Source organism: Marinobacter profundi (assembly GCF_002744715.1).
In the GTDB taxonomy this organism is placed as follows: domain Bacteria; phylum Pseudomonadota; class Gammaproteobacteria; order Pseudomonadales; family Oleiphilaceae; genus Marinobacter; species Marinobacter profundi.
Map to the genome: position 1 here is coordinate 21,199 of NZ_KZ319374.1, position 14,960 is coordinate 36,158.

The 14,960-nt window shown below is 61.6% G+C and carries 13 protein-coding genes; 6 read left to right on the top strand and 7 right to left on the bottom strand.

Annotated elements, in window-relative coordinates; translation table 11 throughout:
* Positions 1 to 16: 16 nt before the first annotated feature.
* Positions 17 to 874 carry an acyl-CoA thioesterase gene (locus tag CLH61_RS14305; protein ID WP_099615443.1) on the top strand — a complete coding sequence of 286 codons (858 nt, stop codon included), beginning with the start codon at positions 17 to 19 and terminating at the stop codon, positions 872 to 874.
* Between the two features lie 31 nt (positions 875 to 905).
* Here CLH61_RS14305 and CLH61_RS14310 read toward each other — a convergent pair whose 3' ends face one another.
* The 3 genes from CLH61_RS14310 to CLH61_RS14320 form a co-directional block, all read right to left on the bottom strand.
* Positions 906 to 3,464: an EAL domain-containing protein gene (locus tag CLH61_RS14310; RefSeq protein WP_322868260.1), complete on the bottom strand. Its 2,559-nt coding sequence runs from the start codon at positions 3,462 to 3,464 to the stop codon at positions 906 to 908.
* A gap of 96 nt (positions 3,465 to 3,560) precedes the next feature.
* Positions 3,561 to 4,010 (bottom strand): flavodoxin, encoded by a 450-nt coding sequence (locus tag CLH61_RS14315; protein WP_099615444.1) that lies wholly within the window; start codon positions 4,008 to 4,010, stop codon positions 3,561 to 3,563.
* 93 nt (positions 4,011 to 4,103) lie between these two features.
* Positions 4,104 to 5,213 (bottom strand): GGDEF domain-containing protein, encoded by a 1,110-nt coding sequence (locus CLH61_RS14320; RefSeq protein WP_099615445.1) that lies wholly within the window; start codon positions 5,211 to 5,213, stop codon positions 4,104 to 4,106.
* Positions 5,214 to 5,402: 189 nt separating this feature from the next.
* Here CLH61_RS14320 and CLH61_RS14325 point away from each other — a divergent pair, with 189 nt between their 5' ends.
* Together CLH61_RS14325 and CLH61_RS14330 are read left to right on the top strand one after the other, a co-directional pair.
* Positions 5,403 to 6,965 (top strand): inorganic phosphate transporter, encoded by a 1,563-nt coding sequence (locus CLH61_RS14325; protein ID WP_099615446.1) that lies wholly within the window; start codon positions 5,403 to 5,405, stop codon positions 6,963 to 6,965.
* Between the two features lie 108 nt (positions 6,966 to 7,073).
* On the top strand, positions 7,074 to 7,340 hold the full coding sequence (locus CLH61_RS14330) for a hypothetical protein (protein WP_099615447.1): 267 nt from the start codon (positions 7,074 to 7,076) through the stop codon (positions 7,338 to 7,340).
* 61 nt (positions 7,341 to 7,401) lie between these two features.
* Here the strand turns inward: CLH61_RS14330 and panP are convergent, their stop codons facing one another.
* The 4 genes from panP to CLH61_RS14350 form a co-directional block, all read right to left on the bottom strand.
* Entirely contained in the window at positions 7,402 to 9,078 is a 1,677-nt protein-coding gene (panP, locus tag CLH61_RS14335; RefSeq protein WP_099615448.1) for a pyridoxal-dependent aspartate 1-decarboxylase PanP, read from the bottom strand.
* Between the two features lie 229 nt (positions 9,079 to 9,307).
* Positions 9,308 to 9,646: a DUF503 domain-containing protein gene (locus CLH61_RS14340; protein ID WP_099615449.1), complete on the bottom strand. Its 339-nt coding sequence runs from the start codon at positions 9,644 to 9,646 to the stop codon at positions 9,308 to 9,310.
* Between the two features lie 63 nt (positions 9,647 to 9,709).
* On the bottom strand, positions 9,710 to 11,416 hold the full coding sequence (locus CLH61_RS14345; protein ID WP_099615450.1) for an isovaleryl-CoA dehydrogenase: 1,707 nt from the start codon (positions 11,414 to 11,416) through the stop codon (positions 9,710 to 9,712).
* Positions 11,417 to 11,418: 2 nt separating this feature from the next.
* On the bottom strand, positions 11,419 to 12,063 hold the full coding sequence (locus tag CLH61_RS14350; protein ID WP_099615451.1) for a TetR/AcrR family transcriptional regulator: 645 nt from the start codon (positions 12,061 to 12,063) through the stop codon (positions 11,419 to 11,421).
* A gap of 274 nt (positions 12,064 to 12,337) precedes the next feature.
* Here CLH61_RS14350 and CLH61_RS14355 point away from each other — a divergent pair, with 274 nt between their 5' ends.
* The 3 genes from CLH61_RS14355 (at position 12,338) to hemB (ending at position 14,954) form a co-directional block, all read left to right on the top strand.
* On the top strand, positions 12,338 to 12,559 hold the full coding sequence (locus tag CLH61_RS14355) for a hypothetical protein (protein ID WP_099615452.1): 222 nt from the start codon (positions 12,338 to 12,340) through the stop codon (positions 12,557 to 12,559).
* Between the two features lie 193 nt (positions 12,560 to 12,752).
* Positions 12,753 to 13,787 (top strand): lipase secretion chaperone, encoded by a 1,035-nt coding sequence (locus CLH61_RS14360; RefSeq protein WP_099615453.1) that lies wholly within the window; start codon positions 12,753 to 12,755, stop codon positions 13,785 to 13,787.
* 156 nt (positions 13,788 to 13,943) lie between these two features.
* On the top strand, positions 13,944 to 14,954 hold the full coding sequence (gene hemB, locus CLH61_RS14365) for a porphobilinogen synthase (RefSeq protein ID WP_099615454.1): 1,011 nt from the start codon (positions 13,944 to 13,946) through the stop codon (positions 14,952 to 14,954).
* Positions 14,955 to 14,960 lie beyond the last annotated feature (6 nt).

Genomic DNA, 14,960 nt, shown 5'->3' on the forward strand with positions numbered 1-14,960 from the left:
ATTTACAGGAGCAGGCATGGTTGAAGTGACCAGAAAACTGGTTGAACTGCTGGATCTGGCACCGATCGGCGATGATCATTTCCAGGGCCAGAGTGAGGATCTCGGGTTTCCCAACGTCTTTGGCGGCCAGGTTCTTGGTCAGGCCATGATGGCGGCCAGCCGGACGGTGGAGGGACGACTGCCTCACTCCATGCATGCCTATTTCCTGCGCCCGGGAAATCACCGCCTGCCCATTGACTACGAGGTGCAGCGGGTCCGCGATGGTGGCAGCTTTACGGTGCGGAGGGTGATTGCCAGGCAGCAGGGTAAGGAAATCCTGTTTGGCTCGGTGTCCTTCCAGGTGGCCGAAGACGGTTTCGAGCACCAGCTCGACATGCCCGCGGCGCCGGATCCCGACAGCCTGAAATCCGAGCAGGACTGGGCGGAACTGCTGGTGCCCCATGTTCCGGAAGAGTTGCGGGAAACCCTGACCCGGAACCGGCCTATCGAGATCCGGCCGGTCAACCCGGTCAACCCGCTCAAGCCCGAGAAGCTGCCGCCCCGCAAACAGAGCTGGCTTCGTGCCCAGGGCACACTGACGGACGATCCGGTGCTGCACCGCTGCCTGCTGACCTACGCGTCAGACTTCAGTTTCCTGGCAACCGCACTGAACCCGCACGGGGTGACATTCATGAACCGCAAGCTGCAGGCCGCCAGCCTGGATCATGCCATCTGGTTTCACCGCGACTTCCGCATGGATGACTGGTTGCTGTACGACAAGGACAGCCCCAGTGGTTCCGGCGGCCGGGGTTTCAATCGTGGCAACTTCTTTACCCGCGACGGCGTCCTGGTGGCGTCCACCGCGCAGGAAGCACTGATCCGCCTGCGCTCCTGACTGTTGCCGGCCACCCGGGGTGGCTGCTAGCTCAGCCCGACAGGCAGGGCGCCAGGCCGCTGCCGGCGTCCAGCCACTTGCGAATCTCGTCCAGCGGCAGCGGGCGAGTCAGCACGAAGCCCTGCACCATGTCGCAGCCCATGCCATCCAGCAGTTCCAGCGTTGTCCTGTCCTCGACGCCTTCCGCCACCACCGCATAACCCAGGCTATGGCACATATCGATGGTGGTGCGCACAATCACCCGATCCTCTGCTTCCCGTGCCAGGTCGGTGACCAGGGAACGGTCAATCTTGATTTCCCGGGCCGGTAACTGCTTGATGTAGGACAGTGACGAGTAGCCCGAACCAAAGTCATCGATGGCCAGCGGAATGCCGGCGGCGTTGAGGGATTTCAGCGCCCGCAGGGAGTTGACCGGATCCTGCATCATCGAAGTTTCAGTGACCTCGAGGGTGATCTGGCCCCGGTGCTCGGGATGATCGGTCATCAGCTGCTGGACGAACTGCGGAAACTCCGGCTCGCGCAGATTGTTGGGCGAGATGTTCACCGACAAACCGACCGTGTGGCCGGCGGCGAGCAATTCGGAGCGGGCGGTCATGGCTTGCGCCAGGACCCATCGGGTCAGCGGTTTGATGAGCCCGGTCTGCTCGGCCATGTTGATCAGTTCATCAACCGGAATGCTGCCTTTGCGACCCGGCCAGCGAATCAGCACTTCCAGGCCGGTCACTGTGCGGGTCCGCAGGGCCAGCTTGGGCTGGAAATACAGCTCAAGCTGACGTTGCTGCAGGGCCTGGCGGAATTCCGATACCAGGGTCAGTCGTTCCGCACTGTAGGAATCCCGCGCGGGTTTGTAATAGGCCATGCCACGATCGCGGGCCTCCTCGGATTCGCGGGCAATGTAGGCGCGACGAATCAGCGAGCTGGTGTCGCGGGCATGGTCCGGGAAGATGGCGACGCCAATCTGCGGGTCCAGCGGTAGCTGCATGCCGAGGTAGCCGATGGGCTCCTTGAGTTGGTCCAGGCCCTGCAGCACCAGGCGCGGGGCGTTGCCGATCTGGTCGCTGTCAATCACGAACCCGAAGGTTGCCGCTTCCAGCGAGGCCAGGTGGAAGGCGCGGTCCTCGCAATTTTCTACCGGGTGAATGCCGGGCAGGTCCCGGACAATCTGGTTGAAGCGCCGGGCTGCCAGTTCCAGCAGGCGATCGGTGTTGCGATGACCAAGGGTCTTGGTAATGGCTTCCAGGTTGTTGAGATGAATGACCGCCACGGCGTGCCGGGTATCGGGCTCGCGCTGGATCAGGTCATTGACCAGCATTTCGAAACTGGTGCGGTTGGGCAAGCCGGTCTGCGGATGATGCAGGGCCTGCTCCATCATGCGCAGTTCGGCCTTGCTGCGGGCCGCCATGGCCCGGATTTCCGCTTCCTTGGCGAGAATCTTCTGCTGGCGTTCCTGGAACAGCCGCGCCGCCAGGGCAAGGGTCAGCAGAATGGCTTCGAGGGCGGAGCCGAGCTCCATGCCATAAAAGGTAATGAAGTGGTTGGGGAGTAGGCCGTACTTATGGGCGCCGGTAATTGCGCTGCCCAGGGTCAGCAGGCCCCAGGCAATGGTGTAGTAGCTGGCCTGGGGATTGCCCCGAACCCACTGGACCGGTCCGATGATGGTCAGCAGCAGGCAGCTGGGGATGGCCAGTGCGACCGTCAGGCGGATGGCAATGTTGTAGTCGAGGATAAAGGTGGTCAGTGCAACCAGCAGGTTGGCGGCGATGGTGAGTTGTAGCAGGCGGTCCAGCGATGGACTGCTGCGGCGCAGCCGCAGGAAGGCGCGGGAGAACAACAGGGTGAAGGTGGTGGCTAGCGGAATCGTCAGCAGCATGGCCTGGTTGTGCAGCCAGGGCAGGTCGGGCCACAGCAACTGGTAGGTGGTGCCATTGAGGTTGGCGATCAGTAACAGGTAACCGGTGGTGCTGAGTACATACAGAAGGTAGGTGGTTTCCCGCAGGGCCAGGTAGACAAACAGGTTGAAGAAAATAACGGTAATCAGGATGCCGTAGTAAACCGCATGGAGCTGGTCTTCCACCGAGGTTTTCTCAAAGAAGTCGGCGGACTGCCAGACCCGCAACGGGATCTGCATCGCACCTTCGGTAGTCACTTCAAGCAGGATCTGATAGTGGTGGTCGCCGCTGGCATTGAACGGGAACAGAAAATTGCGGTGTTTGACCGGGCGCTGGTCGAACGGCAGGCGATCGCCGGTGCTGACCTGGTTCACCAGTTCGCCATCCCGCAGCAGATAATAGTTGATGTGGTCGAGCTGGGAGTAACGGATCTCGAGCAGGCGATTGCCCGGTGCCGGCATGACCTCAAAGCGCAGCCACACGGTGTCGCGGATATAGCCAAAATTGGGGCTTTCCGCCGGTAACGGTTGCCAGTTAGCCGTGGTCACAACGTCAGCCAGGGTGGCGCCGGACGCCGGCGCAAGCCTGAGGTAGTCCACGGCGGGTTCGATCCATCGGGATTGCCGCAGCTCGGCCTGAGCTCCGGCGGCCACCATGACCAAGGCACCCGCGAGGGCAAGTAACAGTACAATCTGGCGCACGTGGATCCGGTTTGTTGTGGTTATTGGTCGTGTTCGGAACGCGGTAGTTGCAGTATGCCCCCGGCCGGGGTGCTGCTCAAGCAGCAACATCCCGCTTCAGGCAACATGTTTGAGCCAATTCCGGACCCATGGCAGGGCTTCCGCCTCCGGCTCGGTCGTTTCCATGGCATCAATACGCAGCGTATCGCCCACTTTGCGTGCTCCGGTCTCGAGCAGCGCTTCTTCCATCAGGTCACCGGCACCGCAGTAAGTGTCACCGTAGGAGCTGTCGCCGAGTACGATGACCCCGAAGGGGCGCCCGGGTTGCTGGGGCAGCTGGTCGCGGAGTTCAAGGTAGAACGGCAGCAGGTTCGGGGGAACTTCGCCCTGGCCGGTGGTGGAGGTGCAGACCAGGACCGGGTCGTCGTTACCGGTCAGCCCGGCCAGGGTGGGTTGCTCATGCACGGTAATGTGGTGACCCTCGGCGGCGAGAGCCTCCCGGATTGTCCGGGCGGTGAGCAGCGCACCGCCGTATACGGTACCTACCAGAATCTGAACGGATGCCATGGCGTGTCCTGTCAGGAGTTGTAAAAGCCGCCATGGTAGCGACGCCGCTGGTACCGCTCAAGTTTTCCCTCCGTCCGCCGCCCTGATGCGTTGTCAGTTGCCCGGAGCATCGGGAGCATCACCACCGGTTGTGCGGCTGCGCACCCGGGGTGCCAGCCGGTTGCGGCCGGATTCCTTCGCGTTGTAGAGGTTAATATCGGCCAGCCGGAGCAGCTGGTTGACCGAGTCCGCCTGGGTGACGGAGCACACCCCCACACTGATGGTAACGGGGAGGCGGTGACCATCAAAGCAGAACTCGGTGTGCTCGATGTCTGCCCGCAGTCGTTCGGCCAGCGTCAGTGCCTGCAGCAGCGAGGTGTCGGGCAGCAGCAGCAGGAATTCCTCGCCACCCCATCGCGCGGCGACGTCGGTTTGCCGGATCAGGGAGCGGACGCGCCGGGCAAACTGCACCAGGACCGCATCCCCGGCATCGTGGCCGTAATCGTCATTGATACGCTTGAACAGGTCGAGATCCACCAGGGCGACCGAAAAATGGTGCCCGGAGCGCTGATAGCGGGAGTATTCCGCGCCCAGGCGCTGCTGCATGTCGCGCCGGTTGGACAGTCCGGTCAGTTCATCGGTGCGCGCTGCCTGGTCGTGACTGACCGCCAGTGCCATCAGTTCATTGCGGGCTTTCAGGCGGCTGGCTTCCAGTACAAAGCAGAAAATGGATTCAAAAGTGATCGTGGCGAAAAAGCGGATCTTGAAATCGCCGCTATACTCACCTGAAACAAACGGCAACGCGGGAAAGCTGAACACGATGACCGCAAACAGCAGGCACAGCAGCAGCAAGGCGGTGCCGGTTTTCAGGTCGGTGAGGTAGAACAGCAGGGGTGGAAATACATAGAACCACAGGGGCCCGGTGTTGCTTTCGCCGCCGGAGGCAATGAGGTAGGCAAAGAGCAGTCCTACCACCAGCAGCATGCCCAGGCGCTGCAAGACGTGATCGCGGCGCCAGGCGTAAAGGGCGAGATTGACCGACACCAGTCCGGCAAACAGCCAGAGCGCGTAAGCGTGGGTCTGATGATCGGCGTACCAGGCTTTGGCGCCGATGCCGAGCAGAAACGCCAGCGCCATCAGCGACACCCCGGTCATCAGGCGGGCGACCGTGGCCTCTTCGCCGTTGCGGGCAGCAAGGAATTGGGTTCCGGTTACTTCGGTCATGGTGTCTCGACTGAATGTTTTTATAATTATTGGCGTCTTTGCGGCGATTATGAGTCAACATCCGCGAGTTTTATAGCGACTTTTCGCACATTTGACGATTGTTGGCGCAGATGAAGCCGCGGTTTCAATTTGATGACAAAAAAATTATAGTGGCGCCCTTGATTCACCATGAGTGAGATTTGATCTGTCATGGCCAAAAACCAAGGTTTTCTGGACTCTCTGCTGACCAGCCCCTCCACGGAACGTTACCGTATTGGTATCAGTCTGCTGTTCCTGCTCGGGATCTGGTTGTTCGTGGCTCAGCAGGCCGCAGGCCTCTCCGGCGGCATGTTGCTGGCGGCGGCTGCCGTTATCGGTGGCTATATGGCCATCAACATCGGCGCCAACGACGTCGCCAACAATGTCGGGCCGGCGGTGGGTTCCGGTGCGCTGTCCCTGGGTGGGGCGGTGCTGATCGCGGCCGTTTTCGAAGCCGGTGGCGCACTGATCGCCGGTGGCGATGTGGTGTCGACCATCAAGGGCGGCATCATCGATGCCGGCGACCTGTCCGACACCGCAACCTTTGTCTGGCTGATGACGGCGGCGTTGCTGGCTGGCGCGTTGTGGCTCAACCTGGCGACCTGGATGGGGGCTCCGGTTTCCACCACCCATTCGATTGTGGGTGGCGTGCTCGGGGCGGGGATCGCAGCGGGCGGCTGGGGCATTGCCGACTGGGGGGTGATGGCCAAGATCGTCGCCAGCTGGGTGATTTCGCCGGTGATGGGCGGTGTACTGGCGGCCATTTTCCTGTTTGCCATCAAGAAGACCGTGCTGTACCGGGACAATGTGGTGCCTGCGGCGCGGATTTTCGTGCCCTGGCTGGTGGCCATCATGGCCTGGGCCTTCGGTACCTACCTGATGGTCAAGGGCGTCAAGAAGGTCGTCAAGGTGGACTTTACCGAAGCGCTGCTGATCGGGCTGGCGCTGGCGGCGATGGTGTTCTTCGCCATGCGGAGCCTGGTCGGACGTCGCGCAGCCACCATGGAGAACAGCTCCGCCGGTGTTAACTCGCTGTTTACCTGGCCGCTGATCTTTGCCGCCGCGCTGCTGAGTTTTGCCCATGGCGCCAACGACGTTGCCAACGCCATCGGCCCGCTGGCAGCAATTAACGATGCCCTGAGCGCCGGTGCGGTGGTGACCGCTGCCAAGATTCCGTTGTGGGTCATGCTGGTGGGCGCCCTCGGACTGGCAGTCGGTTTGATGTTGTTCGGTCCACGACTGATCAAGACTGTGGGCAGCGAGATCACCGAGCTCGACAAGACCCGGGCCTTCTGTATTGCCCTGTCGGCGGCACTGACGGTGATTATTGCGTCTCAGCTTGGCCTGCCGGTCAGTTCCACCCACATTGCGATTGGTGGCGTATTCGGCGTCGGCTTCCTGCGCGAATACCTGAAGTCCAACTACGCGACCCAGCTGCACAACATCATTGAGAAACATGATGAGGAAGAGCGGAAGCGTCTGCAGCCGTTTCTCGATGATTTCCGCAATGCTTCAGTGGAGGAAATGGAGAGCCTGCTGAAGAAGGCCAAGAAGAACAAGAACAATGTTCCGCTGTCCAAGTCCGAGCGCAAGCGGCTGAAAAAGATCTATCGGGAAGAAATGGTCAAGCGGTCACACCTGACACGGATCGTGGCGGCCTGGATTATCACGGTGCCTGCGTCGGCGATCATGGCTGCGATTCTGTTCTTCACGCTGCGCGGGTTGCTGCTCTGACCGGCTGTTCCGGCAGGACTGGCCGTCAGCCGGAGGCTTGCTCCATACTATAGCTATTGAAACCGGGGCCAGGTGGCCCCGGGTTGCCAACTGATCCGGGGAGTAACGATGAGCACAGCAGCAGAAAGCCGCCAGGCCAAGGTAATTGACGAACTCAGGGTGTTTATCAAGAAGGTGTTGAGTGACCCGACAATTGCGGTCAAATCTGTGGAGATTGCCCGCAAGTTTCGGGATCAGCCGGGCTCGGACGAACTGATTGCACGGGAAATCAGTGCCAATACCACCATCCGGATTCCGGAAAACTGGAGTGACGCAGATCGCATGTTCCTCGACATTCTGCACGAGGTGCTGGACGACGAGGCCGCATTGTACTGACCGGTTAACGAAATAATGCAGGCAACGGCGGGGCTGGTTTAACCACCCCGCCGTTTTTGGTTCAGGCGCGTTTGTTGGTCAGCGCCTGGCCGGCAAGGATGCTGTTGGCGGTCTGGGTCAGGATGGCCATTTCATCGGCTGCCTCAGGGTCCGCGGCGAGCAGGCGTTGCTCCTCCAGGATATCCGCCAGGATTTCCTGGGTGGTCAGCGGGTTGGCCAGTACCACCCGGAACACGATGCAGGGGAAGTGGTTGTAACGCGCCGGTTCGAGCCGCGTCCGTGAGACAAACGCCTTGCCCCGCTCCCGTTGGGTTTTCTGAATGAACTTGGTGATCCGGTTCAGGCAGGTATTGAGCTTCTCGGCCTGTGCCGGGTCGGCCATGGCAAAGGCGCGCTGGACTTCCTCGGGGCAGTAACGATAGGTGAGGATGTTCAGCTCCGGCCGGGTGACCAATTCGAAGTCCGGCTGGCTGTCGATCAGCGCCGCAAAGGTGCGGGCTTTATCGATACCCTGGTCGATCAGGATTTCATAGCCTTCCCGCGCCAGGATCTTGAGCCCGGACTGGATCAGCATCGCCATTCCGGGCCGTGAGCCTTCCAGGGTGGTGCTGCCCAGGTCCCGCGATCCCTTGCGGATAATGTACTGGGCGTGGTGTTCCACGGCGCTGGCCAGGCTCGGGTCGCGGAACACCACCAGGCCGACGCCCATCGGGACGTAAAGCTGTTTGTGGGCGTCAAAGGTGACCGAATCCGCCTTCTCGATACCCTTCATCAGGTGGCGATGCTGGCGGGAAAACAGGGTGGGGCCGCCCCAGGCCGCATCCACGTGATAATGGGCGCCAAACTCCCGGGCAATGTCAGCCATGGCCTCGAGCGGATCGACATTGCCGGTTTCGGTGGTGCCGGCGATGCCGCAGATGGCCATCACCTTGATTTTCTGTTTCTGCAGTTCCAGGCACTTGTCCCGCAGGGCATCAACCTGAATACGGTTGTCGTCGTCGGTATCCACGGCTACCAGGGCGTCGCGCCCCAGCCCCAGGACATCCGCCGCCTTGCGCAGGGAATAGTGGCCGCGGCGGGAGACCAGGATGGCGGCACCTTCGTAGCCATAGTAGCGCAGGGCGCGGAACAGGCCTTCCTGGTGAATGCCGCGGAAGCTGCCTTCTGCCGGGAAGGCGCGGTTGCGGGCAACCCAGAGGGCGGTCAGGTTGGCAATGGTGCCACCGGAACACATGGCCCCCAGGGCGTGACGGGGATCATGCATCCACTTGCGATAGAACGCGCCGTCCTGCTGGTACACCAGGCGATGAATCATGCCCAGTACCTGACGCTCCATGGGCGTAAAGGCCTTGGAGGTTTCCGTTTTTACCAGGTTCTGGTTAAGCGCAATCATGATCTTCGACAGCGGCAGCATGAAATAGGGCAGCGCTGACGTCATGTGGCCGATGAAACTGGGAGACGCGGTATGGACGGAGTTGGCCACCAGGTTGTCGAGCAGGAACTGGGCCTGCTCGGAGACAAAGATCGGCTTCTCGGGAATGGCGTAGTCGGAGAAGTACTTCTCCACATCGCTAAGGTCCCGCTCCACTGCCACGATGTGTTCCTGGAGGAACCCGGCAAGGTTGCGGGAAATGTCCTGGTCAATCCGGCTGAGGGTCGACTCCGGTGCCTCGGGTACGGTGAATACCCGATACATGGCCTCGACCGAGGCCTGAGCATATTTTTTTTTACCGGTCATAGGCGCCACACTGATTCAGTGGTATCCCGGCGGGCCGTACCCGGCTGCCCGACGGACAATGTTACTTGCGGTGATTCCTTACCGACTGAGGGGTGAGTCTGGCACATTACCGGGAAATTGGTACGGCCCAGCCCCTGAGGTTTCCTTGAGGTCGCGTAGTATACGGTGTCACAGGAATGTGTACCACAGCGAAACTGAGTTTCAGCATGGTGGCAGATTCGCCTTTGGCTCACAGCAGTTCCCGCTGAACCTCCAGAATGGCCGCATCGATCTTTTCCTCAATGGCCTTTTCAATCAGATCCAGACGCTGGCTAATCAGCTGTGAGGAGGTGCCGAGCACGGCGATGGTCCAGGTTGCACAATCCAGTGCCTCCAGGTCGGCGGTTTCGGCCACCGCCACATCGGGTTCTTTGCCCCAAAGCACCCGCAGGGGCGCAAATACTTTCCGTTTGGCCTTGAGGTCGTCACAACCATACAGCTGGAAGTGCAGGGTGAGCACGCCGATATGGGGGGTGATTGCGGGATGTTGACGGGGCTCTGCCAGTAACCGCCGCAGGGTATCAGACATACTTTCGGGCTCGTTTCAGGAGGCTGCCGCCTGCGGGAGGCGGCAGCAAGGGTCGATTGAACCTCAGTCTACTACAGGTGTGGCGCGCTGGATAATGGCCTTCGGGTTGATGCCCCGGGGCAGGTTGCCGTAGTTCTGGCCCCCGTTGTGTTGCAGGCGTGAAGCACAGTAGGCATCGGCGACTTCCGCCGGCGCATTGCGCAGCAACAGGGCCCCCTGCATCAGGACTGCCAGGCGATCGACCAGGTTACGGGCACGGTACTGCAGCTCGCCGGTATCGGCGAAGTCGTTTTGCAGCTGGGCCAGGAAGCGGTCAAAGTGCGGGTTAGCGCCGCGGGCTTCGCTGGCTTCCCGGAAGAAGGCGTCCAGCGCTTCCGGTTCCCGCTGCAGAACCCGCAGGGTATCGAGGCACTGCACGTTGCCGCTGCCTTCCCAGATGGCATTGACCGGCGACTCGCGGAACAGTCGCGGCAGGATGCAATCTTCCATCACGCCGCTGCCACCGATGCACTCCATGGCTTCGTACGCGTGATTCGGGGTACGTTTGCAGATCCAGTACTTGCCGACCGGGGTAGCCAGCCGGGCCAGTAGCCGTTCGTGTTCCAGATGCTGGTTGTCGAGGGCGCGGGCTACCCGCATGGTGTAGGCCAGCGCCGCTTCGCTTTCCAGCGCCAGGTCGGCCAGCACGTTTTGCATCAGCGGCTGGGTACTGAGCCGCTGGCCAAAGGCACTGCGGTGGCGGCAGTGATGCAGGGCCTGGGCAGCCGCCTGGCGCATACCCGCTGCGCTGCCGATCATGCAGTCAAAACGGGTCATCGCGACCATTTCAATAATAGTCGGCACCCCACGGCCTTCCTCTCCAACCATCCACGCCAGGGCACCTCGCAGTTCGACTTCGCTGGAGGCGTTGGCGACGTTCCCCATCTTGTTTTTCAGGCGCTGCACCTGCCAGGGGTTCTTGCTGCCATCCGGGCACCAGCGCGGCATCAGGAAGCAGGACAGTCCGCTCTCGGTCTGGGCGAGAACCAGGAAGGCGTCACACATCGGAGCTGAGACGAACCACTTGTGGCCGACCAGTTCGTAAGCCTGGCCGGGCCCCGGCTGACCAACCGGCCAGGCGCGGGTCGAGTTGGCGCGGACATCGCTGCCACCCTGTTTCTCGGTCATTGCCATGCCGATGGTGACCGACCCCTTGTCTGCGTCGGGAAGGTTACGGGCATCGTAGCTGTTGGCCAGAATCCGGCCCTCCCAGGCCGCTGCGAGTTCCGGTTGCTTGCGGATGGACGGGATGGCGGCGAAGGTCATGGTGACCGGGCAGCAGTGGGCGGCCTCGACCTGGGAGTGCATATAGTATTTTGCTGCCCGCTCGACGTGTGCCCCGGCCCGGGGTGCGGTCCAGGGGCTGCTGTGCAGGCCCTGTTCGAAGGCCCGCGTCATCAGTTGGTGGTAAGCGGGGTGGAAGTTGACCTGGTCGATGCGGTGGCCGAAGCGGTCATGGCTGTGAAACACCGGCTTGTTTTCATTGGCAAGAAAGCCGAGTTCGATGGATTCGGCGGTGCCGCACAGGGCGCCGAAACGGTCCAGCCCCGCCTCGGCCCAGTCGGCGCCTTCGCGCCGGACGGCCTCCTGCAGGGCGCGGTCTTGCAGGTACAGGTTGTAGTTTTCGAGGGCCGGTGGCTGGTTCACCACTTCGTGGGTTACCGCAAGGTAGCGGTCAGAGGCCTCGGTAGAGCGGGCTTCAGTATCCGGTGAGGGCTGACGGGCATTCATGGTTATCTCCTGATGCCGGTCAACCCCTGCATGCAAAAATGGATGATGGTGTCGACCAGCGATTTGTCAGTGACTGCTTGCGGATTCCCGTTGCCGTTCCGCGTCATCTCCAGATGGCCGGGGGACAACGGTCCCACCAGGCTTTCTGCTATGGCGCCGACCAGGCAGGTACTGCTGAGCCGGGCATCCTGGGCCGGGATCGAGTTGTCCGCGATTCCTTCCTTTATGGCTTTTTCAAACAGGTCGGCATAGGCCCTGCGATATTGCAGGCGCTCCGTTTCCACCCGCGGATCGACCGGCTCTGCGATCAACGCCCAGGCCATCACAGGTCCCCGCAGGGCGCGGTCGGCAAACCGCCGCAGGGCTGCTTCGAGGCGAGCAGCGGCCGGACCCGCGCCGGCAAGTGCCTCGGCGACCTTATCGACCTCGCGCTGGGTGGCTAGCCGGAAAATTTCCGCAAACAACTCCTCCTTCGAGTCGAAATAGCGATAAATGGTTCCGGTGGCTATGCCGGCACGGCTGGCTACCGCGGTGATCTGGGCGCTGCGGAAACCGCCTTCGGCAACGCACGCATAGGCGCATTCCAGGATGCGGTTGCGGGCCTCCTGCTTCCGCTGGCGCACTTTTTCGGTTTCCCGATAGGCCATGCTGACTCCTTGTAAATAAGTGAATCATTATTCATTTCTTGTGTCAACGTAGTAGTGTATCAGCTGATGGTGCGTAACTCATTGTCCTGAAACACACTTAAAGCTTGTTACAAAAAATTACAAAAAACAGGTTGCCGGGAAATGGCGTTGAAAACAAAAGCCGATTATAAAGACGCCAAGGTGACGCTATCGCCGCTGTTCACCGAGACAGAGCCAGCATCCTGCGCGGTTGTCCGGGCTCGTAAGTATAGTGTTCGCTGATGGAGAAAGGCCCATGAGTGAATTCGATGAAAGCAACCTCGAGCAGTCTGGTAACTGGACTGCGGACAACGAGGATAATCATTCCATTGCCAGCCGCGCCCGGGTACGCGCCCAGCTGTCGGCTGACATCGAGGCGTTTCTGAATCAGGGTGGCAGAATCCAGGAAGTGGATACCACGCTGCGTTCGGATGCGCCCCGCAAGGTGGAAGTCGGTTTCAATAACCGCTCCCTCTGATTTGCCGGGTAAGATTCCGGTGGCGGTGGTCTTACCACCGCCGCTTTCGGTTTTCTTGACGGCTGTCCCGCCATTTGCCGTTCTCCTGTTCTATGCTTGACGAGGTCGTGACCGACCGGTTCGCGTCAGTCATGTCCTGTTACCGAGTTTGCGTCCGTCATAACATCAAGCCATAACAACAAGAAGCCACATCATGAACCGGAACATTCGTCTGGCCCTGGTGCCACTGCTATTGCTGGCGGTGTTGTCTGCTGCCATGACCTGGTATCTCGCGTCGACCGCCGGCGGGCCGCCCGCGCCATCGCTGCCGTCAGGTCCCGTCACTGAGACCCTGTCGCGCAACGATCTCCCACTGCCCACTGCAGACAAACCGTCGCAACTGGTGCCTGCGGTGGCTGGACTCGTCGTGCCAGCAGAGCTGCCGGCCTCGCTGGATGGTACCTCGGTACCGCAAGGCTGGGCCCGGGTAGACAGCGCCGGCAATCTGATCCCTACCGCGCAGCTGCGTACCCTGTTCGAGTACTACCTGTCGGCGCTGGGGGAGGAAACTCTGCCGCAACTGGTGGCCCGAATCCGGCAAGCGCTGGCGGTTCTGGTGGAGCCGGCGCGCCAGCAGGCCATGGAGGTGCTCGCCGGTTACCTGGATTACAAGCTCGCAGTCAGTGACCTGGAGGCAAGCTACCAGGGGCAGGGGGCAACCGGTGCTGCCGAACTGGCGCGCCGGATGGGAGAAGTGCAGGCGCTGCGCCGCAGTTTCCTCGACGACCGCACCGCGACCGCGTTTTTTGCCGCCGATGAAGCGGTTGATGAGTTTCAGGTTGCCCGCCTGAGGATCCGGGAAGACAGCAATCTGACGGCGGACGAACAGGCCGCAGCAATTGCCCGCGCGGAGCAGGCGTTACCGGCGCCGTTGCGGGAGGCTCGCCAGGCCACCCGGCGTTTTGCCGACTACGAACGGGTCAAGGCGACCCTGGCCGACGACCCGGAAGCGCTGCGGCGTTATCGGGAGACGGAGTTCGGCGAGGCCGCCGCGAGACGGCTGGAGCAGGCGGAAGCGGAGCGGGAGGACTGGGGCCGGCGCTGGCAGGCCTACAGCGATGAACGTTCCAGGCTCCAGGCCAGCGGCCTGGCGGCGCCGGAGCTGGCAGCGGGTATCGAACGCCTGCGGGCGTCGTATTTTCACGGAGCGGAACTGGCGCGGGCTGAAGCCCTCGACTCCATCCGGTGACCGGACCGGGCTGACGCCCCGCCTCCGGTGGTCACAGGGTGTTCATCCGTCGCTGTTATTGTGCGGTTAGTAGCAATGCCGGTTGGCCCCCGGGCCGTGTATGATGGGCAGATGATTCATGGCTTTGACCACTCTGACTGTCGCAGGAGGTTTCCAGTGTTTGTACCGCATCCCCGTAGCTTTCCCGGTACCCGGCTTCGTCGCAACCGTGCCGATGACTTTTCCCGTCGGATGGTGCGGGAAAACCGCCTGTCGGCAGATAACCTGATTTATCCGGTGTTCGTCCTTGAGGGCGAGCAGCAGCGGGAAGCGGTACCCTCGATGCCCGGTGTGGAGCGGCTGAGCATCGATCTGTTGCTTGAGCAGGCCGCCGAGCTGGTGGAGCTTGGGATTCCGGCCATTGCGCTGTTTCCGGTGGTACCTGCAGAGCACAAGAACCTGTCCGGTTCCGGTGCCTGGGACTCCCAGGGGCTGGCCCAGCGCACGGTGCGCGCCCTGAAAAAGCAGTTTCCGCAACTGGGCGTGATTACCGACGTTGCGCTCGATCCGTTCACTACCCACGGCCAGGACGGCATTATTGATAATGACGGCTATGTGCTGAACGACATTACCGTCGAGGCGCTGGTCAACCAGGCGTTGTCCCACGCCGATGCGGGCGCCGATATCGTCGCCCCGTCAGACATGATGGATGGCCGGGTCGCCGCCATTCGCGAGGCGCTGGAGTCCGCCGGCCACATCAACACCCGGATTCTCGCCTATTCTGCCAAGTATGCCTCCAGTTACTACGGGCCCTTCCGCGATGCGGTCGGCTCCGCGGCCAATCTCGGCAAAGGTAACAAGGCGACCTACCAGATGGATCCTGCCAACAGCGACGAGGCGCTGCACGAGGTCGCCATGGACCTGGCCGAGGGTGCCGACATGGTCATGATCAAGCCGGGCATGCCGTACCTGGACATTGTGCATCGGGTCAAGCGTGAACTCGGGGTGCCGACCTTTGTCTACCAGGTCAGTGGCGAGTATGCCATGCACATGGCCGCGGCCCAGAACGGCTGGCTCGACGGTGATGCCGTCATGATGGAAAGTCTGACCGCCATGCGCCGGGCCGGTGCTGACGCCATCCTGACCTATTTCGCGGTACGCGCGGCACGTCTGTTGAAAGGCCAGTAACAAACC

What these genes read in the sequence shown, in the direction of transcription:
- CLH61_RS14305 (WP_099615443.1), top strand. Translation starts at nt 17, where the DNA reads ATGGTTGAAGTGACCAGAAAACTGGTTGAACTGCTGGATCTGGCACCG.
- CLH61_RS14315 (WP_099615444.1), bottom strand. Translation starts at nt 4,010, where the DNA reads ATGGCATCCGTTCAGATTCTGGTAGGTACCGTATACGGCGGTGCGCTG.
- CLH61_RS14320 (WP_099615445.1), bottom strand. Translation starts at nt 5,213, where the DNA reads ATGACCGAAGTAACCGGAACCCAATTCCTTGCTGCCCGCAACGGCGAA.
- CLH61_RS14325 (WP_099615446.1), top strand. Translation starts at nt 5,403, where the DNA reads ATGGCCAAAAACCAAGGTTTTCTGGACTCTCTGCTGACCAGCCCCTCC.
- CLH61_RS14330 (WP_099615447.1), top strand. Translation starts at nt 7,074, where the DNA reads ATGAGCACAGCAGCAGAAAGCCGCCAGGCCAAGGTAATTGACGAACTC.
- panP (WP_099615448.1), bottom strand. Translation starts at nt 9,078, where the DNA reads ATGACCGGTAAAAAAAAATATGCTCAGGCCTCGGTCGAGGCCATGTAT.
- CLH61_RS14340 (WP_099615449.1), bottom strand. Translation starts at nt 9,646, where the DNA reads ATGTCTGATACCCTGCGGCGGTTACTGGCAGAGCCCCGTCAACATCCC.
- CLH61_RS14345 (WP_099615450.1), bottom strand. Translation starts at nt 11,416, where the DNA reads ATGAATGCCCGTCAGCCCTCACCGGATACTGAAGCCCGCTCTACCGAG.
- CLH61_RS14350 (WP_099615451.1), bottom strand. Translation starts at nt 12,063, where the DNA reads ATGGCCTATCGGGAAACCGAAAAAGTGCGCCAGCGGAAGCAGGAGGCC.
- CLH61_RS14355 (WP_099615452.1), top strand. Translation starts at nt 12,338, where the DNA reads ATGAGTGAATTCGATGAAAGCAACCTCGAGCAGTCTGGTAACTGGACT.
- CLH61_RS14360 (WP_099615453.1), top strand. Translation starts at nt 12,753, where the DNA reads ATGAACCGGAACATTCGTCTGGCCCTGGTGCCACTGCTATTGCTGGCG.